The organism is Chitinophaga sp. SVR4-12A, assembly GCF_056754765.1.
The window spans coordinates 2,470,947-2,487,625 of the sequence record NZ_JBPGWP010000001.1 but is presented as its reverse complement, the minus strand read 5'-3'; the positions used below and the strand labels follow the sequence as shown (position 1 = coordinate 2,487,625).

Below are 16,679 nucleotides of genomic sequence, written 5' to 3'. Positions count from 1 at the left end.
TTTTATGAACCTGTTGGCCGCTTTTTTAAAACTCGTACGTTATCCTAACCTTATTTATATAGCGCTTACGCAATTTCTGCTGCAGTATTGCGTGGTAGCACCTGTATTGGCCAGCAGTGGAGAGCAACCCTCTCTTTCTGTCCTTTGCTTTGTGCTGCTATGCATCTCTACCATCCTGGTAGCTGCCGCCGGCTATATCATTAACGACTATTTTGATATTAATATAGATATCATCAACAAGCCGGATAAGATGGTGGTCGATAAGATCATCGGCCGCCGCTGGGCCATGGCCTGGCATACCATCCTGAACATGGCCGGCGTATCTATAGGTTTTGTAGTAGCCTGGAAGATAGGCCAGATCTACCTCGGCTTTACACAGGTGATCTGTTCCCTGCTGCTGTGGTTCTATTCTACCTCTTTTAAAAGGCAGGTGCTGATCGGCAACGTGGTCATCTCTTTGCTCACGGCCCTCTCCGTAGTAGTGGTAGGCTTTTACGAAAAACAGATCTACGAAAGCTTTGAAGCCATCCTCTCGCCAACCGGGCGTAAGCTGATCCAGGTGATCGGCGTATATGCCTTGTTTGCCTTCATTATATCTATGGTGCGGGAAGTGGTGAAAGACCTGGAAGATATGATCGGCGACAGTAAAGACGGTTGCCGTACCATCCCCATCGTATGGGGGGTGCTGCCTGCCAAAAGATTCTGCTATTTCCTGCTGCTGGCCCTGCAGGTATTACTGGTGCTGGTAGATCTGAGAGTGGCCATACTTGGCTGGTATGTTTCTATCGCCTACCTGGTATTGCTGGTACAGGCACCGGCCCTCTATATATGGATGCAGTTGCGAAAGGCCCACCTGCCCGAGCATTATCATAAAGTAAGCTCCCTGATCAAGCTGGTGATGCTCACCGGTATCTTATCCATGATATTTTTTAAAATGTACCTCTGATGTATAAAGGAAAATCCGTGATATTGGCTTCACAGTCGCCGAGGCGTAAACAGCTGCTCGAACAGGCAGGCATTCCTTTTGAAGTGAAGGTGGTAGAAACCGCAGAAACATTTCCGCCCGATATGCCGGTGCCCGAGGTACCCAGTCATATTGCCCTGCACAAGGCGCTGGCCGTAACAGCATTGTGCAACGCCGAAGATATTATCATCGCTGCAGATACTGTAGTAGTACTGGATGATACGATCATTGGCAAACCGAAAGACCGTGAAGACGCAATCCGCATTCTGACAGCTCTCAGCGGCCGCACCCACCAGGTGATCACCGGTGTAGTGATCAAACAGGGCAGCAAGGAGAACATCTTTGCCAAAACTACAGATGTACATTTTAAATCACTCACGCCCGAACAGATCGTTTACTATGTAGATCATTATAAACCCTATGATAAAGCAGGCGCATACGCCATCCAGGAATGGATAGGAGCAGTAGGGATCGATAGTATTAACGGAGATTTTTATAATGTAATGGGCCTGCCGGTGAGCAGGGTAGTGGGGGAGTTGGAGAAAATGTAAGACAGTCGATAGTGGTCAGTCGTTAGTCGTTAGTAAATGCAGCGGATTTAATCTCCGCTCCAATCACTAACGACTAACGACTTATGACTTACGGCTATTCTAACACCAGTAAATTCACATCCTTATTCTTCAGCCAATTATTCTCCTTCAGCTTCTGCAGGTTGATCACCCCAACCACATACCTGTAAGAAGGCGATTCATATTTCTCTGAGATATTATAGAAGTCAGCCAGATCTACCTGGTCAGGTGTTCTGTAACGCAGGTATACTTTGAGCTGCACATCATTGGTGAAGGCGGGCTGGTTAGACTGCTTGATCTTTTTATACTCGTAGCGGTAATTATACAGCAGGGCGGAAATATCAGACAGTACAGCACTGCCGGTGGCGGTACCGCCCGCGCCTTTGCCTACAAAGAACTGTTTATCTGTAAAGGCGCTTTCCAGCAGGATACCGTTATACTCGTTGTATACATCGTACAGCAGGTTATGCTCCTTGATCAGGTGCGGCAGCACGTAGGCAAATACATTACCGTTCTGGCGGCGGCAGTTGCCGATCAGCTTAATAGTGCAATCCCGCTGGCGGGCAAACTGTATGTCAAAATCGTTGAGGTGGTGGATACCGAAGTTGTATACTTCTTCCGGTTTTACAAAGGTGCCGAAAGCATGCAGCAGCAGGATCACGATCTTGAACTTGGGATCGTAGCCTTCAATGTCAAGGGTAGGGTCGGTTTCTGCAAAACCTTTATCCTGTGCCTGTTGCAGTGCGGTTTCAAAGCTCAGCCCTTCTTCAAAGATCTTGGTGAGAATGTAGTTGGTAGAACCGTTGCAGATCCCTTCTACGGCATTCAGCAGGTCGTTGTCATAATACTCTTCCAGGTTGCGGATGATGGGAATACTGGCGCAGCTGGAGGCCTCGTAGAGGAAAGGCACTTTGTTCTCTACCTGCAGCTGGTACAGGGCAGGCAGGTTCTCTGCGATCATGCGCTTGCTGGCGCTCACTACTGCTTTGCCATTGCGCAGCGCCGTGCTCACTATTTCAAAGGCGGCTTCCGTATCGTTGATGAGCTCTACCACTACGTCGATGGTAGGGTCATTTAAGATCTCATTCTTGTCAGTGGTAAAATAGCTCATGTCTATGGGACGAGCCTTGTTAGGATCTTTAATGCATATTTTCTTGATGCGGGCATTGATGCCTTTAGTCCTGTTCAATACTTCGTAAAGTCCCTGTCCTACACAGCCAAACCCGAAAATACCCAGGTTAATGATCTTATTTTCCATATTTATTGTAAAACGGTGGTTTGTTTTCCTGATGGTTGGTTTAATTTATCTAATGCCTGCTTCAGGTCATTGATCAGATCTTCTGCATCTTCTATGCCTACAGACAGCCGTATGCAGCTGTCCTGCAGGCCGGCCCTTTTCCGGAAGTCTTCCGGGATGTTGCGGTGTGTCATCGTTGCCGGATGATCCAGCATACTTTTCACGCCGCCAAAGCTTTCCGCCAGTTTGAACAGGCGGGTGGCGTTCACAATGCGGATGGCGTTCTTCACGTTGTCGCTTTTCAGCGAGAAGCTCACCAGTGCGCCAAACAGTTTCTGCTGTTTGCGGGCAATGTGGTGGTTCTTATGGGTGGCCAGTCCCGGGTAGAACACCTTATCCACTGCGGGATGAGTAGCCAGCCAGCTGGCAATGGCCATGGCGTTGGCACATTGTTTTTCCAGGCGCAGGTACAGCGTTTCGATACCCCGGATGGTGAGCCAGGCCTCAAACGGGCTCAGAATGCTGCCGGAGATGTTCTGGTTAAACCGCAGCTGGTCTGCCAGTGCTTTGTTGTTCACCACTACCAGTCCTGCGATTACATCTGTATGTCCGGCCAGGTATTTGGTGGCGCTGTGTATCACAATGTCGGCGCCCATCTGGATCGGTTGCTGCAACAGCGGTGTGCACAGCGTATTATCTACTACCAGCAGCACATTATGCTGTTTGGCGATTTTGCTGATAGACTTGATGTCTGATATTTTCAGCGTCGGGTTGGTAGGCGATTCCAGCCAGATGATCCGCGTGTTGGGCGTAATAGCCGCCAGCACGTTGTCTGTATTGCTGGTATCTGTAAAGTTCACCTTGATGCCAAAACGTTCGATCATATGGTTAAACATCTGGAAGATGCCGCCATAGGTATCGTCAACCGCCAGTATTTCGTCGCCGGTCTTCAACAGCTTCAACACCGCGTCTATAGCCGCCATCCCGCTGGCAAAGGCAAAACCTGCATATCCTTCTTCCAGGCCGCAGATCAGCTGCTCCAGTACTTTGCGGGTGGGGTTGTTGGCGCGCGAAAACTCAAACCCTTTATTGATACCCGGCGATTCCTGCACAAACGTGGAGGTTTGATAGATGGGCACAGAAATAGCGCCCGTCAGTTCATCTACCGGAATACTGTGAATGAGTTGTGTTGCTGTTTTCATCATCAGTTATTTTTATAAGCTGTTAGCTTTTAGCTGCTAGCTGCTAGTGGCTAAAGGCTAACAGCGCAAAAAAAAGGGCCCTTCCATATAGTTGGAAGAGCCCTTTAGAATATCATGAAAGGAAGAAATTTCTCTGCCAACTTATCTTTCCCCGGTTTGCCGCCGGGGCAGGAATTAGCACCTTTTTCCTATCCGCCGGCTGGCAGACAGAATTGGTTGCTAAGGCATCGCAGGGCCAAGTCCCTCCGCCTTTCTGGATAAGTGATGTTTAAGAACTGGGTGCAAAGGTAATAGTACTTTTATGAATTTTCCAAATTTGGTGGTTCAGAAAGAGTGTTATATATTGCTAAATAGTTTAGCATTTTCCATTTTGTTGACCGATAAAAACCACCATATCAATGACCATTGCAACTATTAACCCGCTTCTTACAGAAGAGCTATTCCAGCACATCTGGCAGTTCCGCTTATTTAAAACGGCCTCCTTAACCACGATAGACGGCGAGCCTGTTCAGATCATCCACCCGGGCATACACAATCACCATGCGGGGCCTGATTTCACTGCGGCTAAAATAAGGATCGGTAATACGCTCTGGGCAGGTAATGTTGAACTGCACCTGCGTACTTCAGACTGGTACCGTCATGGGCACCAGCATAACGGGCAATACAGCAATGTCATCCTGCATGTTGTATTTGAGCACGATGTGCCCGATTATGATACGGATAAGATGCCGCCCTGCCTCTCCCTACAGCAGCAGATCCCCAAACTGCTGCTGCGCCGTTATGAAGGTTTCCGCCAGCTGGCCGCCTTTGTGCCCTGTGAAGAAAGCGCCAGGCGCGTGCCCGGCCTTATCTGGCACAATTGGAAAGAACGCCTGCTGGTACAGCGCTGGGAGCGTAAGATCACCAGTCTCCATTCCTGGCTGCTGCAAACCGGTAATAACTGGGAGGAGGTATGCTACCGTGCTGTGGCCCAGAGCTTTGGCCTGCCCGCTAATGGAGAGCCTTTCCTCCAGCTGGCTCAATCACTACCGCATACCCTGCTGGCCCGCCACCGGCCCAGTCTCTTTCAGCTGGAAGCCCTGCTGTTCGGACAGGCGGGCATGCTGTCCGGAACATTTACAGATGAATATCCCTGCGACCTGCAGCAGGAGTACAACTACCTGCGCTACAAATACAAGCTGAAGCCCATACCAGCCTATTCCTGGAAATGGCTGCGTATGCGCCCGGCTTCCTTTCCCACCTTACGTATTGCTGCCCTGGCAGCTTTATTGCACCAGGCGCCTCACCTGTTTTCCCGGATCCTGGAAATAGAGAGCATCGGCCGTTTCGAACAGCTGTTTGCCGCACAACCCTCTGCCTACTGGCAGGAGCACTACCGCTTTGACGGGCCGGTTTCACAAATACGCAGCCAAGGCCGTCTCGCCATTCACAACATCCTTATTAATACCATTCTGCCCTTGCTGTTCCTCTATGGCCGCGAGAAAGGCCAGCGCTACTACCAGGATCGCGCCCTGCAGTTCATGGAAACCCTGCCCGCAGAAGAGAACAAGATCAGCAACGCCTGGGAAGAAGCAGGCATAGAACAGCACAATGCCCTGGACTCGCAGGCATTACTTGAACTGAAACAGCATTACTGTGACGAGAAAAGATGTTTGCAATGTGCGGTAGGAGCGAAGTTGCTGAGGGAAGGGATTATTTGAATTGTTAGTCGTTAGTCGTTAGTCGTAAGTCATTAGTCGTTAGTTGATAGTTGTCAGTCGTTAGTTGTCAGTTGTCAGTGATAAGCCACGGATCAGTACATACTGTTGTCTTCTTGTCGGAGCGCTGGTCTTGAAGGGGCATACTAATGACTAATGACTTACAACTGACGACTGACAACTAACGACTGACAACTGACGACTGACGACTGACGACTGACAACTGACGACTGACAACTGACGACTGACAACTGACCACTGACAACTATTTTTTAACCTCCTTCGGTTTCACCATCGTAGTATCCGTTAGCAATGTTTTCACCACATATCCGCCGGAGTCTATCGTGGCCTTCGGAAATATCTTCTTTAACTGTGGCCAGTCCTGCGCTGTTACTTTTGTCTTATAAAGATAAATGGACTGCAATTGCTGTAAACCTTTCAGCTGTTCCAGGCCTTGTACGGTTACAGCAGTGCCCACCAGGTTAAGGGATTGTAAGCCTGATAAAGGCTGTAAGAAAGCAAGGCCTTTGTCTGTTACGCTGGTATTGTTCAACTGTAACACAGTAAGGTTACGGCATTGCCCGATCACCTGCAGGGCGCTGTCGCCTGTACGGGTGCCGCCCATTTTAAGCCATACCAGTTGCTGCTTTAATGGCAGTAACAGCGCCGCATCCTTGTTACCAAAGCCGGCGGCATTTACAAAGTTGGCAGACAAATAATGGGCATCCTGCGCTACGGGCATTACCAGCACTCCTTTAGCGCTTAACGCGGCGATGTCTTTTTCGGGAGCAGGCGCTACCTCCGCAGCAGGTACGTTAGAAGGTTGCTTCTTTTCCTCCGCCGGCCCACTCTGCAATGCCAGCAGGTAAGTCTTGATCTTCTCCGGCTGCGTCATTGCCTGGACTTTTTTATTAAAGGGCGCGCCCTGTTCTATCCACCAGTGAATCAGCGCTATCTGTGCTTCGCTCAGCTGCGGTTTTTCTTTTGGCGGCATATGATCTTCATGGGAGGGAGGCAGCAACAGCCGTTTGATCATTTCACTTTCATCCGGTTTCCCGGCAATAAATGCTTTTGCTTCTTTGCCTCCTTTCATCAATCCTTCCGGGCTGTCCATCCGCAGGCCACCCTTTTGCTTTTGCGGCCCGTGACAGCTATAGCAGCGGCTTTTCAGCATAGGAGAGACTACATCTGCATACACATCAGCCGCCTGCACATTGGCTATCAATACCGGCTTTTCATCTGCGGTGTTCTTACCACCGTTCAATCCTGCCAGGAGATAATCACCGCCATGCGTCAGGCTGCCGCCTAAGTGACCGGTAAATGTGATCAGCACCAGCAACCCAATGGCCGTTGCTTTATAGATGTTGTCAAATTCTTTATTAAACACTTTCACCGCGGCAAACATCGCCACCAGTGTAACGCCGATACCCGCCCACATATGCAGCGTAACCGTGCCTTTATCATATTCTCCGCTCAGCGATAGCATGTAACCGGTAATACAGGATAGTAAGGCGCTGCCAATGCCCAGCAACCAAACCACATTCAACACACCAGCCGAAATAGCATAGCCTTCCCTGCGCGACAGCCATTGCAGCAAAGGCGCCAGCAGTAGTATACCGATCGGCAAATGAACAAGTAAGGGATGAAACCGGCCTATAAATTCTGGAATAAACAAAAGCACTGTGATCTTTTTCTTTTATAACGATGAATAACGTTCACGCAGTAAATGCATCATATGTACATTGACAGCCCATTGGTCAGACAAGGCCTTCCGGGTATAAGGCATGGTAGGCATATAGTCCGGCGGACCGAACTCCGTTAGTATAGTTAAGCGTTCGTGCTGTTGCTTCTTACGTGATACAATTGCGTCCCACCAGGCCAGGTGCGCTTTCACGGCATGCTCCCATTCAGGCGCCCGCGGATCATTTACCTGTGGCCCTTCCGGGTGCCCGATGCGGGCGTGAATATGCCCCGCCCTTTCCAGGGCCAGCGCCACATTCTCCGGTTGGTCCTGTAATAATGATTCACTTACATTACACCAGTGTGATACATCAAACGTGATGCGCAGCTCCGGGTTCTTTTCTATATAGCGCCGGGCCACCGGCGCGGCAAACAACATTCTTGAGCGGTGCGTTTCATGGCAGATCAGCACACCGCTTTGTTTAGACAGCTGCGTAGTATGATCAATGAAAGCCTGGTTCTGTTCTTCGCTGAAGTAATCTCTTCCAGAGTGGCAGTTGATGTATAAAGGTGTCTGCACTTTATTGGTGGCCGCTGCGTCTATCATCCTTTTGAAATGATCCAGGTGTGCCTGGAACTGCGGCTCCTGGCCGCCACATAGAAAGCCTACTGCCAGCTCGTATTTTTTAAGCGTGTTAAATAGTTCGTGCTGGCCCGCTTGTTCCATGGGCCACCAGATCTCTATCCCGTCGTAGCCTTCTTTTTTCACTTTGGCGCAATACTCGTCCAGGCTGCCGTTAAAGCCCCAGTTAGTGGCCAGTATCTTCAGGTCAAATTTTTTATCGTTGGTCATATCAAATGCATTGTCCCTGGCAACCGCCTGCAGCTTAGCTAACATCAATGCGGTAAGAGCTGTTGCCGATGTTTTTATAAATCTTCTCCTGTTTGATTGCATGAATATCGATCATTGAGTAATGAGCATGCTTAAGCGATGATCTCCTGTATCACTTTCCCTCCTACGTCTGTCAGCCGGAAAGGCCTGCCCTGGTAATCATAGGTAAATTTTTCGTGGTCAAATCCCAATTGATTCAGGATGGTGGCCTGTACATCAAAAGCCGTTACTTTACCGCTTACCGCGCTGTAGCCAATCTCGTCTGTTTCCCCATGGGTGTGGCCTTTTTTAATGCCGCCGCCTGCCATCCAGATAGTGAATGCATCCACATGATGATCTCTGCCCTTGAAAGGATTCTGTTTGCCCTCCCGGTTCTCCATCATGGGCGTTCTGCCAAATTCTCCACCCCATACTACCAGGGTTTCATCCAGCAGTCCCCGTTGTTTAAGATCCAGGATCAGCGCTGTTACGGCTTTATCTACCTGTCTGCATTTGTTGATCATACCGATATCGATAGCCAGGTTGGCGTCTGTACCGTGACTGTCCCAGCCCCAGTCAAACAGCTGTACAAAGCGTACGCCTTTCTCCACCAGTTTCCTGGCCAGGAGTACATTGTTGGCAAAGCAGGAGCGGCCCGGTTGTACGCCGTACATTTCTTTGATGTACTCCGGTTCATCATTGATGTTCATCACTTCGGGCACTGCTATCTGCATTTTGTACGCCATTTCGTACTGGGATATACGTGAGAGTATTTCAGGATCATTGTATTCCTTATACTCTTCTTCATTCACTTTATTAATAGCATCTATGGAAGCCTTGCGCAGGTTGCGGTCCATACCCTCCGGGTCTTTGATGAACAGTACCGGGTCTCCTTCGCTGCGGCACTGAACGCCCTGGTATACCGAAGGCAGGAAACCGCTGCCCCAAACGCTTTTGCCTGCGTCCGGAAATTTACCACCAGAGGTAAGCACTACAAAGCCAGGAAGGTTCTGGTTCTCTGTACCCAAGCCGTAAGTGATCCAGGATCCCATGCTGGGCCTTCCTAAGCGCGGACTGCCTGTGTGTACCAACAGCTGCGCCGGCGCGTGGTTGAACTGGTCTGTGCTTACTGCTTTTAAAAAGCTGATATCATCTACAACGCCTGAAAGGTGCGGCAGGTGCTCACTTACCCAGGCCCTGCTTTCTCCGTACTGTGCAAATTTGGCTTGTGGCCCCAGCATTTTCGGCACGCCGCGTATAAAGGCAAATCGTTTGCCTTCCAGCAGTGAAGGCGGGCAATCCTGCCCGTCCAGCTGTTGTAAGGCTGGTTTATAATCAAAGAGCTCCAGCTGCGAAGGCGCGCCTGCCATGTGCAGGTAGATCACGCTCTTAGCCCTTCCCGGGAACATGGGCATGCGTGGCGCCAGCGGGTGAGCCGGATCAAATACGATCTTATTAGTGTTGCCTTTACCTGCGCCACAGCCTGGCAGCAATGAGCCCAATGCCAATGCACCTAAACCCATCGCACTTTCCATCAGGAAATGACGGCGTGTGTACATGCGCGTAACCGCCATTTCCGCTTCCTTCAGCAAACGTTGATCGTGCAGTTCCTTTTGAGTCATGTTTAGTTTTTAGTGATCAGTTCATCCAGGTTCAGCATGGCATTGGCTACCACCACCAGCGCCGCTGTTTCCGGGTTATTATGCTTGTTGTCGCTTCCGGTCATCTCACTTGTTTTGGTAGTGTCCTGTTTGAACTGTCCGTAAGCGGTATCATATAATGTTACTAATGCCTGCAGCTTAGCGGGCGTGATGCTTTTCAGCATGGCCAGCTCATAACCTCTGCTGATCTGCTGTTTTACATCATGGCCCGCTGCTTCCTGTTGCATGCGGAAAGCAAAGTGCCTGGCCGCATCCAGGTATACAGAGTCATTGAGCGTAACCAGCGCCTGTAAGGGTGTGTTGGTACGGATCCTCCTCGGCGTGCATACTTCCCTTCCTGCTCCGTCAAAAGTGATCATAGAAGGATAGGGCGCCGTGCGTTTCCAGTAGGTGTACAAGGCGCGCCGGTATTGATCTTCACCTTTGCTGGTCACCCAGTCGCCGCCGTTCCAGGGCGACATCCAGATGCCTTCCGGCTGCCAGGGCATTACACTGGGACCGTACATTTTAGCGCTCATTAAGCCGCTGATGCAAAGGGCCTGATCGCGTACCTGTTCTGCAGACAGGCGTACCCTTGGGCCTCTTGCATAATATTTATTGGCAAGGTCTTTTTCCAGTTGTTCTTTGCTGACAATGGATGCCTGGCGGTAAGTGGCCGACATCACCATTTCTTTCAGCAGTTTTTTCATGCTCCAGTGATAGTCATGCATGAAGCGGTAAGACAGATCATCCAGCAATTCGCGGTGAGTAGCTTCTGCGCCCTGTGTGCCAAGGTCTTCCAGCGTTTCTACCAGCCCGGCGCCGAAAACCTGTTCCCACAAACGGTTCACCATGGTCCTTGCCGTTAAGGGATTCTTCGGGTCCACCAGCCACATGGCAAGTCCCAGGCGGTTACGCGGCGCTCCTTTAGGTAAAGGGTTGAGTGAATGTGGCACATCCGGCTGCACTTCCTCGCCTTTTACCAGCCAGTTTCCTCTTTCAAATACATGTGTGCTGCGATGCATGTCTGCCGGGTTATCCATCATAATAGGCGTAACCGGTACAGTCTTGGTAAGCAGCTTCCAGTAAGTTTGGTACATGTTATCATAGCCGGCCAGTCCGCTGCCTGGTAAGGCTTTTGTAAAACAGAACCAGTCAAACTGTATAGCGCTGGCATCCGCATCTTTGATAGCAGGATTCTGAAAAGAAAGATACAGGTCGTGGACACCTTTGTTTATTGGAAGATCCACACTGCTGATGGTCCTGTCTTTGGTGGCAATAACGGGGATGGTAGCCAGCAAAGCTCCGTCTGGTTTGTCAAGACGGATGCTCCAGGCGCCTCCGGCGATGTAACCACTATAACGGTAGATCAGGCGGTTCACCTGCTCCAGGTCTATGTGCGGCAGGCGTGCCTGTGCGTGGTTGCGGAAGGTGAGCCATTTGGTATCTGCCAGTTCGCTGTTCACAAACTGGTCTGCCTGTATGGAGTTTACAGATGGCTGCCATGTTTTGACGAAGGTATATGCTGCTTTCGCTTCCGTTGCAAAGCCGTTGTTTTTCAACCAGGCTGTTACCTGGTTTAACTGTGCGCTGTCTTCTGAAGAGAGGTGCCGCAGTACAGGGTAATCGTCAAACGTATCTTCATCCCGGCTGTCGTTAAAGAAGGCCATGAATTTATAGTACTCCTCGTGTTTGAAGGGATCATAAGGATGGCTATGGCATTGCACGCAGGCAAACGTGGTGCCCAGCAAGGCCTCCCAGGTGCTGTTCACACGGTCTATGACAGCGGCAGTCCGGTATTCTTCATTTTCGGTACCACCTTCATCGTTGGTCATGGTATTGCGGTGAAAGGCGGTAGCGATGAGCTGTTGATCGCTGGCATTGGGCAGCAGGTCGCCGGCCAGTTGTTCTACCAGGAACTGGTCATAGGGCTTGTCTGCATTATAGGCGTTGATCAGCCAGTCGCGGTAGCGCCATACGGGCCGGGTCAGATCGCGTTCATATCCTTTGGTATCGGCATAGCGCGCAAGGTCCATCCACATAGCGGCCCAGCGTTCGCCGTAGTGAGGAGAAGATAGTAAAGTATCCACCAGCTGTTCGTAGGCCTTTGCATCGCCGGGACCGGAGAGATAGGCGGCTGCAATGTTTGAGGGCGCAGGCATACCCGTAAGGTCCAGGCTTAACCTTCTTAAGAGGGTAGCTTTATCTGCTTCAGGAGAAGGTTGTAGTTCATGCTCCTCCAGTTGTTTGTAAATAAAGTGATCGATGTTGTTATGGCCCCAGTCGTTCTTTGGTACGGTAACGGGTTTTACGGCCACATAAGCCCAGTGGTCGCCCCATTTGGCGCCTTGCTTTACCCACCTGCGGAGGGTAGCAATTTCTGCATTACTCAAGGGCTCATGCTTGTAAGGCATACGTTCTTCGGGGTCTTTTAAGGTTAAGCGCCGGATCATCTCACTGCCCTCAGGATCACCCGGGATGATGCCGTACCTGCCCGATTTTGTTTTGCCTACCGCTTCTGAACGAAACAGTAAACTAAAATCACCCTGCCGCTTTACGCCGCCATGACAAGTGATACATTTTTTGTTGATAATTGGCTTTACTTCCGTATTGAAATCTACGGGCTTTTCATGGGTGCAGTAAATAAAAAGGGCCACTGCAACAACCGCAACGGCTATTGTCAGCAAGGCCTTTTTATTTTTCAAATGTTTAACCACCTCACGGTGTTTTATCATAACGTAAACAATTTACTAGATGCTACTATAGGTAAACAGGGTGCCTTTATACTATTTTAACTGCTTTCTCCTTACGGTATCCTTGCAGTATCCTTGCTCTATCCTTGCTGTATCCTTACTCCCCTCATGTTTTGTTAAAATAATATTATTCCCGCAATTATTTCGTAACAGTATCTTTTTCCCATCCGGTATCCTTCAATGCGGGGTCATTTTCTTTTTTCAGGAAATCGGCATCTGACAAGGAAGCAGCCTCCCAGTCCAGGATCGCCTCGTCTGGCACCACCTGCACGGGCGTCTTCCAGGACGTAGACGTTTCATTATAGGCCAGGTTAGACTGGGAACAGTAGCAGGAGATCAGCGACCAGCGCGGATTTTCAGACAGGTTAGCCTCTGAGCGGTGTAAGAGGTTGCTGTGGAAGAAAAGCGCATCGCCCGGGGCCAGCTCGCTGTACACCAGCTCCATGGTCTGAAGGGCATTGTTCACCATTACCATATCGGCGCCTACCTGTTCACCGGCGAAACCATGGTTCACACGGCCTAATTTATGACTGCCTTTGATCACCTGCAGGCAGCCGTTCTCCTTATTGGCAGGCGTCAGCGCTATCATCACGGAAATGAGCTGGTCGGGGAACATGAACTGGTTCTTATACCAGTAGCCATAGTCCTGGTGCCATTCCCATGCGCCGCCCACGCGGGGCTCTTTCTGCATCAGTTTGGAATGGAAGTGGCAAACGGGCGCCTGGCTGTCCAGCAGGGCTGCCACGGCGTTCACCATCTTCTCGCTACGGGTGAGGTAACCAAATACATCGTTGCCGGGCGTGAACCAGAGGGAGAGCCGGGTCTTTTTACCGGTTTGGTCGTTCAGGTCCAGCGCGTGTTGTTTCATGGCGTTGTCTGCCAGCGCGGTGGCATATAATTTATTGATCTCGTCAGCAGAGCAGAAACCCTTCACTACTACGTAGCCGTCTTCGTGGTAAGCGGCTACCTGCTCGGGTGTTAACCGGAAAGCCATAATATGCAGTTTTTCTATGCTAAAAGTCGGCATAAATGTATTGCCGGGCTACCTCAATTCTGTACAGAAATGGTGCTTTTCTAACAAATCTGTCCGCAGGTTTTCGTAAATTAGGTTAGAAAAGTAGGAAAATGGAAGCGATACTGGAACATCTTCCCAAGCAGAAGGAAGAATCATTTGTGGTGAAAAGCTTTGACTACCGCTATTTTCCGACTCCCTGGCATTACCACCCGGAGTTTGAGCTGGTGCTGGTGACGGATAGTACAGGTAAACGCTATATCGGTGATCAGATCAGCGATTTTGCCCCGGGCAACCTGGCGCTGATAGGCCCTAATCTCCCACATACTTATCATAATGATGAAAAGTATTATGACCAGCAATCCAGGCTGAGGGCAAGGTCTATTGTGGTGCACTTCCTGGAAAGATCCCTGGGGGCTGATTTCCTGTCCTTACCCGAGTCTGAGCCGCTGCGTAACCTCTTCTCCCATGCCGCCAGGGGATTGGACATCACGGGTAAAACCAACCGCGCCATCAGTGAGCGGATGAAAGCGCTGGCTAACATGAACGGCCTGGCCCGCTGGCTTAAACTGGTGGAAATACTCCATATCCTCGCAGAAACAGGTGAATACAATTTCATTTCGCGGATGCCGGTGAGCGGGCAGAACGAAAAGGAGGACGGCCGCATGGCCAAAGTAATGGACTACGTATTAAAGCATTTCGCCTCCGAGATACGGGTAAATGATGTAGCCAGGCAACTCAATATGGCAGACAATTCCTTCTCCCGGTATTTCTCCCAGCGCACCCGTAAAACGTTCACCGCGTTTGTGAACGAGGTACGCCTGAACCATGCCTGCAAACTGCTCATCGAAAACCGCTTGAGTGTGGCGCAGATTTGTTTTGAATGCGGCTTCAATAATCTCTCCAATTTCAATAAGCACTTTAAGGAGCTCTACCGCCAAACCCCGCTGGCGTACCGCAAGCAGTTAAGTCAGTTGACAGTTGCTAGTTGACAGTTGACAGTGAGGGCAGTGACTGTCAACTAGCAACTGTCAACTGACAACTAAAATTCATATAAGTTTGTAACAATAAATTAAAACCCGCGTTTATATAGGGAGGCGTACGTATAGGGGAGAGAGTTTGGGATTTTCATTACATTTGATACAAATAGCCCATTACTGTGAAAAAATTACACTTAGTCGTTTTTTTATTATTAGTAGCCGGCACCTTGCAGGCACAGTCTGACAAGGAAGCCAAAAGAAAGGAGCGGGAAGAAAGGAGACTGAAACGCATTTCCCTTTTTAGGGAACTGGAAGAAGGGGAGAACAACTACGAGCGGGAATGGTCAATGGGCGGACGCATCAATACAGACGGTTGGGGCGGTTTTTTTGAGCTGGGATACCGTAAGAACCGTAAGGTGGTCAACTATTTCCAGTTTGAATTTAACGAGAAGAAGCATCCCAAGGAAGATAAAAAACCCGGCAGGTTTGTTCCCATCGGCGATTTTGCCTACTCAGAAAAGCCTTACATCTTCGGAAAACGTAATAACTTTTACCAGGCCAAGCTGGGAATGGGCCAACGCTACCTGATAGGTGGCAAAGGCAATAAGAATGGCGTGGAAGTGTCTGCCATCTATTATGGCGGTATCTCCATCGGCCTGCTCAAACCCTACTACCTGCGGGTAGAGGATCCCACAGGAGAAGGATATTCCATTGATATTAAATATGGTCAGAGCGGCTTCCTGGATACGGCAGCGTTCACCAACCCGTCTAAGATCATCTCCGGCGCCGGTTTCGGTAAAGGCTGGGGCGAAATTACCATTGCGCCCGGCCTCCATGCAAAAACCGGTCTGCGTTTTGACTGGGCCAAGTTCAACGAGGTGGTCAGCGCCCTGGAAGTAGGGGTAAATGCCGAATACTACACCAAAGACGTGCCCATTATGGTGGCCCTGGAGCCTAAGAAGTTCTTTTTCAATGCTTACCTGAGCCTGCAGTTCGGGAAGCGATGGAACAAGCGATAAGTTAATGAGAAGTTAGTACCTTTGTTGTCCTAAAGAAAGGAGATAGCGATGCAAGAACAAACCGTATGCGGCACGCCCGCAGCAGCGCCCAGGACCAAAAAGCCCGATTGGCTGCGTGTGAAATTACCGATAGGAGAAAGCTATAAACAGGTTAGGAACCTCGTAGATACCCATAAATTACATACCATCTGTGAAAGCGGTAACTGCCCTAACATGGGCGAATGCTGGGGAGCCGGCACCGCTACTTTCATGATCTTAGGCAATATCTGTACCCGTAGCTGCGGTTTTTGCGCCGTGGCCACCGGCCGCCCTGAGCCCGTTGATTGGGACGAGCCCCAGCGCGTAGCAGAAGCCATCTACCTGATGAAGGTAAAACATGCCGTAATTACCTCCGTAGACCGCGACGAGCTGAAAGACGGAGGCTCTATCATATGGGCCAACACCATCAAGGCAGTGCGCGCCCTTAACCCGGATACCACCCTGGAAACCCTGATCCCCGACTTCAGAGGACAGTGGGAAAACCTGGAACGTATCATCGAAGTAGCGCCCGAAGTAGTCTCCCATAACCTGGAAACAGTAGAAAGACTCACCAAACAGGTACGTATACAGGCTAAATATCACCGCAGCCTGGAAGTGCTTCGCCGCCTGAAAGAAGGTGGTATGCGCACCAAAAGCGGGATCATGCTGGGCCTCGGCGAAACCAGGGAAGAAGTGATCCAGGCCATGCAGGACCTCCATGATAACGGTGTAGACGTGGTAACCCTGGGTCAATATCTGCAGCCTACTCCCAAACATTTACCCGTAGTCAGATTCGTGCATCCCGACGAATTCGCCGAATTCAGGGAGATCGGCTATAGCATGGGATTAGATTATGTAGAATCCGGACCGCTTGTACGCTCATCTTACCATGCAGAAAAACATATACATAGCGGACGTAATAAATAATAGAAATTCGGAAACCATAGCTATCTTTGCGTAGCATTTAAAAAAACCTAGAACCTACCTGTAACGCAGTTTGGTACCATCGCCAGACGGTTTAGCAACCTTAATAACGG

General features: G+C 50.0%; 13 protein-coding genes and 1 riboswitch. Of the genes, 6 read left to right on the top strand and 7 right to left on the bottom strand.

Annotated elements, in window-relative coordinates; all coding sequences use genetic code 11:
- The first annotated feature begins 4 nt into the window (after positions 1-4).
- Both ACR9Y8_RS10150 and ACR9Y8_RS10145 read left to right on the top strand, forming a co-directional pair.
- Positions 5-946, top strand: coding sequence for a geranylgeranylglycerol-phosphate geranylgeranyltransferase (locus tag ACR9Y8_RS10150; protein WP_481213144.1), 942 nt, complete (start codon positions 5-7; stop codon positions 944-946).
- Positions 946-1,515 carry a Maf family protein gene (locus tag ACR9Y8_RS10145; RefSeq protein WP_481213143.1) on the top strand — a complete coding sequence of 190 codons (570 nt, stop codon included), beginning with the start codon at positions 946-948 and terminating at the stop codon, positions 1,513-1,515. Before ACR9Y8_RS10150 ends, ACR9Y8_RS10145 begins: the two co-directional genes overlap by 1 nt.
- Before the next feature lie 94 nt (positions 1,516-1,609).
- On the opposite strand, the gene ACR9Y8_RS10140 is transcribed toward ACR9Y8_RS10145, so the two are convergent.
- Positions 1,610-2,791 carry a homoserine dehydrogenase gene (locus tag ACR9Y8_RS10140; RefSeq protein WP_481213142.1) on the bottom strand — a complete coding sequence of 394 codons (1,182 nt, stop codon included), beginning with the start codon at positions 2,789-2,791 and terminating at the stop codon, positions 1,610-1,612.
- 2 nt (positions 2,792-2,793) lie between these two features.
- Positions 2,794-3,975: a trans-sulfuration enzyme family protein gene (locus ACR9Y8_RS10135; RefSeq protein WP_481213141.1), complete on the bottom strand. Its 1,182-nt coding sequence runs from the start codon at positions 3,973-3,975 to the stop codon at positions 2,794-2,796.
- Between the two features lie 135 nt (positions 3,976-4,110).
- A riboswitch (SAM riboswitch) is annotated at positions 4,111-4,236 on the bottom strand.
- Between the two features lie 134 nt (positions 4,237-4,370).
- Here ACR9Y8_RS10135 and ACR9Y8_RS10130 point away from each other — a divergent pair.
- Positions 4,371-5,672, top strand: coding sequence for a DUF2851 family protein (locus tag ACR9Y8_RS10130; protein ID WP_481213140.1), 1,302 nt, complete (start codon positions 4,371-4,373; stop codon positions 5,670-5,672).
- A 262-nt stretch (positions 5,673-5,934) separates the two neighbouring features.
- Here ACR9Y8_RS10130 and ACR9Y8_RS10125 read toward each other — a convergent pair whose 3' ends face one another.
- From ACR9Y8_RS10125 to ACR9Y8_RS10105, 5 genes are all read right to left on the bottom strand, one after another.
- Positions 5,935-7,296, bottom strand: a complete 1,362-nt coding sequence (locus tag ACR9Y8_RS10125; protein WP_481213139.1) for a c-type cytochrome domain-containing protein — start codon at positions 7,294-7,296, stop codon at positions 5,935-5,937.
- 69 nt (positions 7,297-7,365) lie between these two features.
- Positions 7,366-8,304 (bottom strand): sugar phosphate isomerase/epimerase family protein, encoded by a 939-nt coding sequence (locus ACR9Y8_RS10120; RefSeq protein ID WP_481213138.1) that lies wholly within the window; start codon positions 8,302-8,304, stop codon positions 7,366-7,368.
- Between the two features lie 29 nt (positions 8,305-8,333).
- Entirely contained in the window at positions 8,334-9,842 is a 1,509-nt protein-coding gene (locus ACR9Y8_RS10115) for a DUF1501 domain-containing protein (protein WP_481213137.1), read from the bottom strand.
- 2 nt (positions 9,843-9,844) lie between these two features.
- Positions 9,845-12,595 (bottom strand): DUF1553 domain-containing protein, encoded by a 2,751-nt coding sequence (locus ACR9Y8_RS10110; protein WP_481213136.1) that lies wholly within the window; start codon positions 12,593-12,595, stop codon positions 9,845-9,847.
- A gap of 157 nt (positions 12,596-12,752) precedes the next feature.
- The gene (locus tag ACR9Y8_RS10105) at positions 12,753-13,607 is read right to left on the bottom strand and encodes a phytanoyl-CoA dioxygenase family protein (RefSeq protein WP_481213135.1); all 855 of its coding nucleotides are present in this window, start codon (positions 13,605-13,607) and stop codon (positions 12,753-12,755) included.
- 131 nt (positions 13,608-13,738) lie between these two features.
- Here ACR9Y8_RS10105 and ACR9Y8_RS10100 point away from each other — a divergent pair, with 131 nt between their 5' ends.
- The 3 genes from ACR9Y8_RS10100 to lipA all read left to right on the top strand — a co-directional run bounded on the left by ACR9Y8_RS10100 (position 13,739) and on the right by lipA (position 16,569).
- Positions 13,739-14,617: an AraC family transcriptional regulator gene (locus ACR9Y8_RS10100; RefSeq protein ID WP_481213134.1), complete on the top strand. Its 879-nt coding sequence runs from the start codon at positions 13,739-13,741 to the stop codon at positions 14,615-14,617.
- A gap of 167 nt (positions 14,618-14,784) precedes the next feature.
- A complete protein-coding gene (locus ACR9Y8_RS10095; RefSeq protein WP_481213133.1) occupies positions 14,785-15,624 on the top strand; it encodes a hypothetical protein in 840 nt (279 codons plus the stop codon).
- A gap of 48 nt (positions 15,625-15,672) precedes the next feature.
- Positions 15,673-16,569 carry a lipoyl synthase gene (lipA, locus tag ACR9Y8_RS10090; RefSeq protein WP_481213132.1) on the top strand — a complete coding sequence of 299 codons (897 nt, stop codon included), beginning with the start codon at positions 15,673-15,675 and terminating at the stop codon, positions 16,567-16,569.
- Positions 16,570-16,679 lie beyond the last annotated feature (110 nt).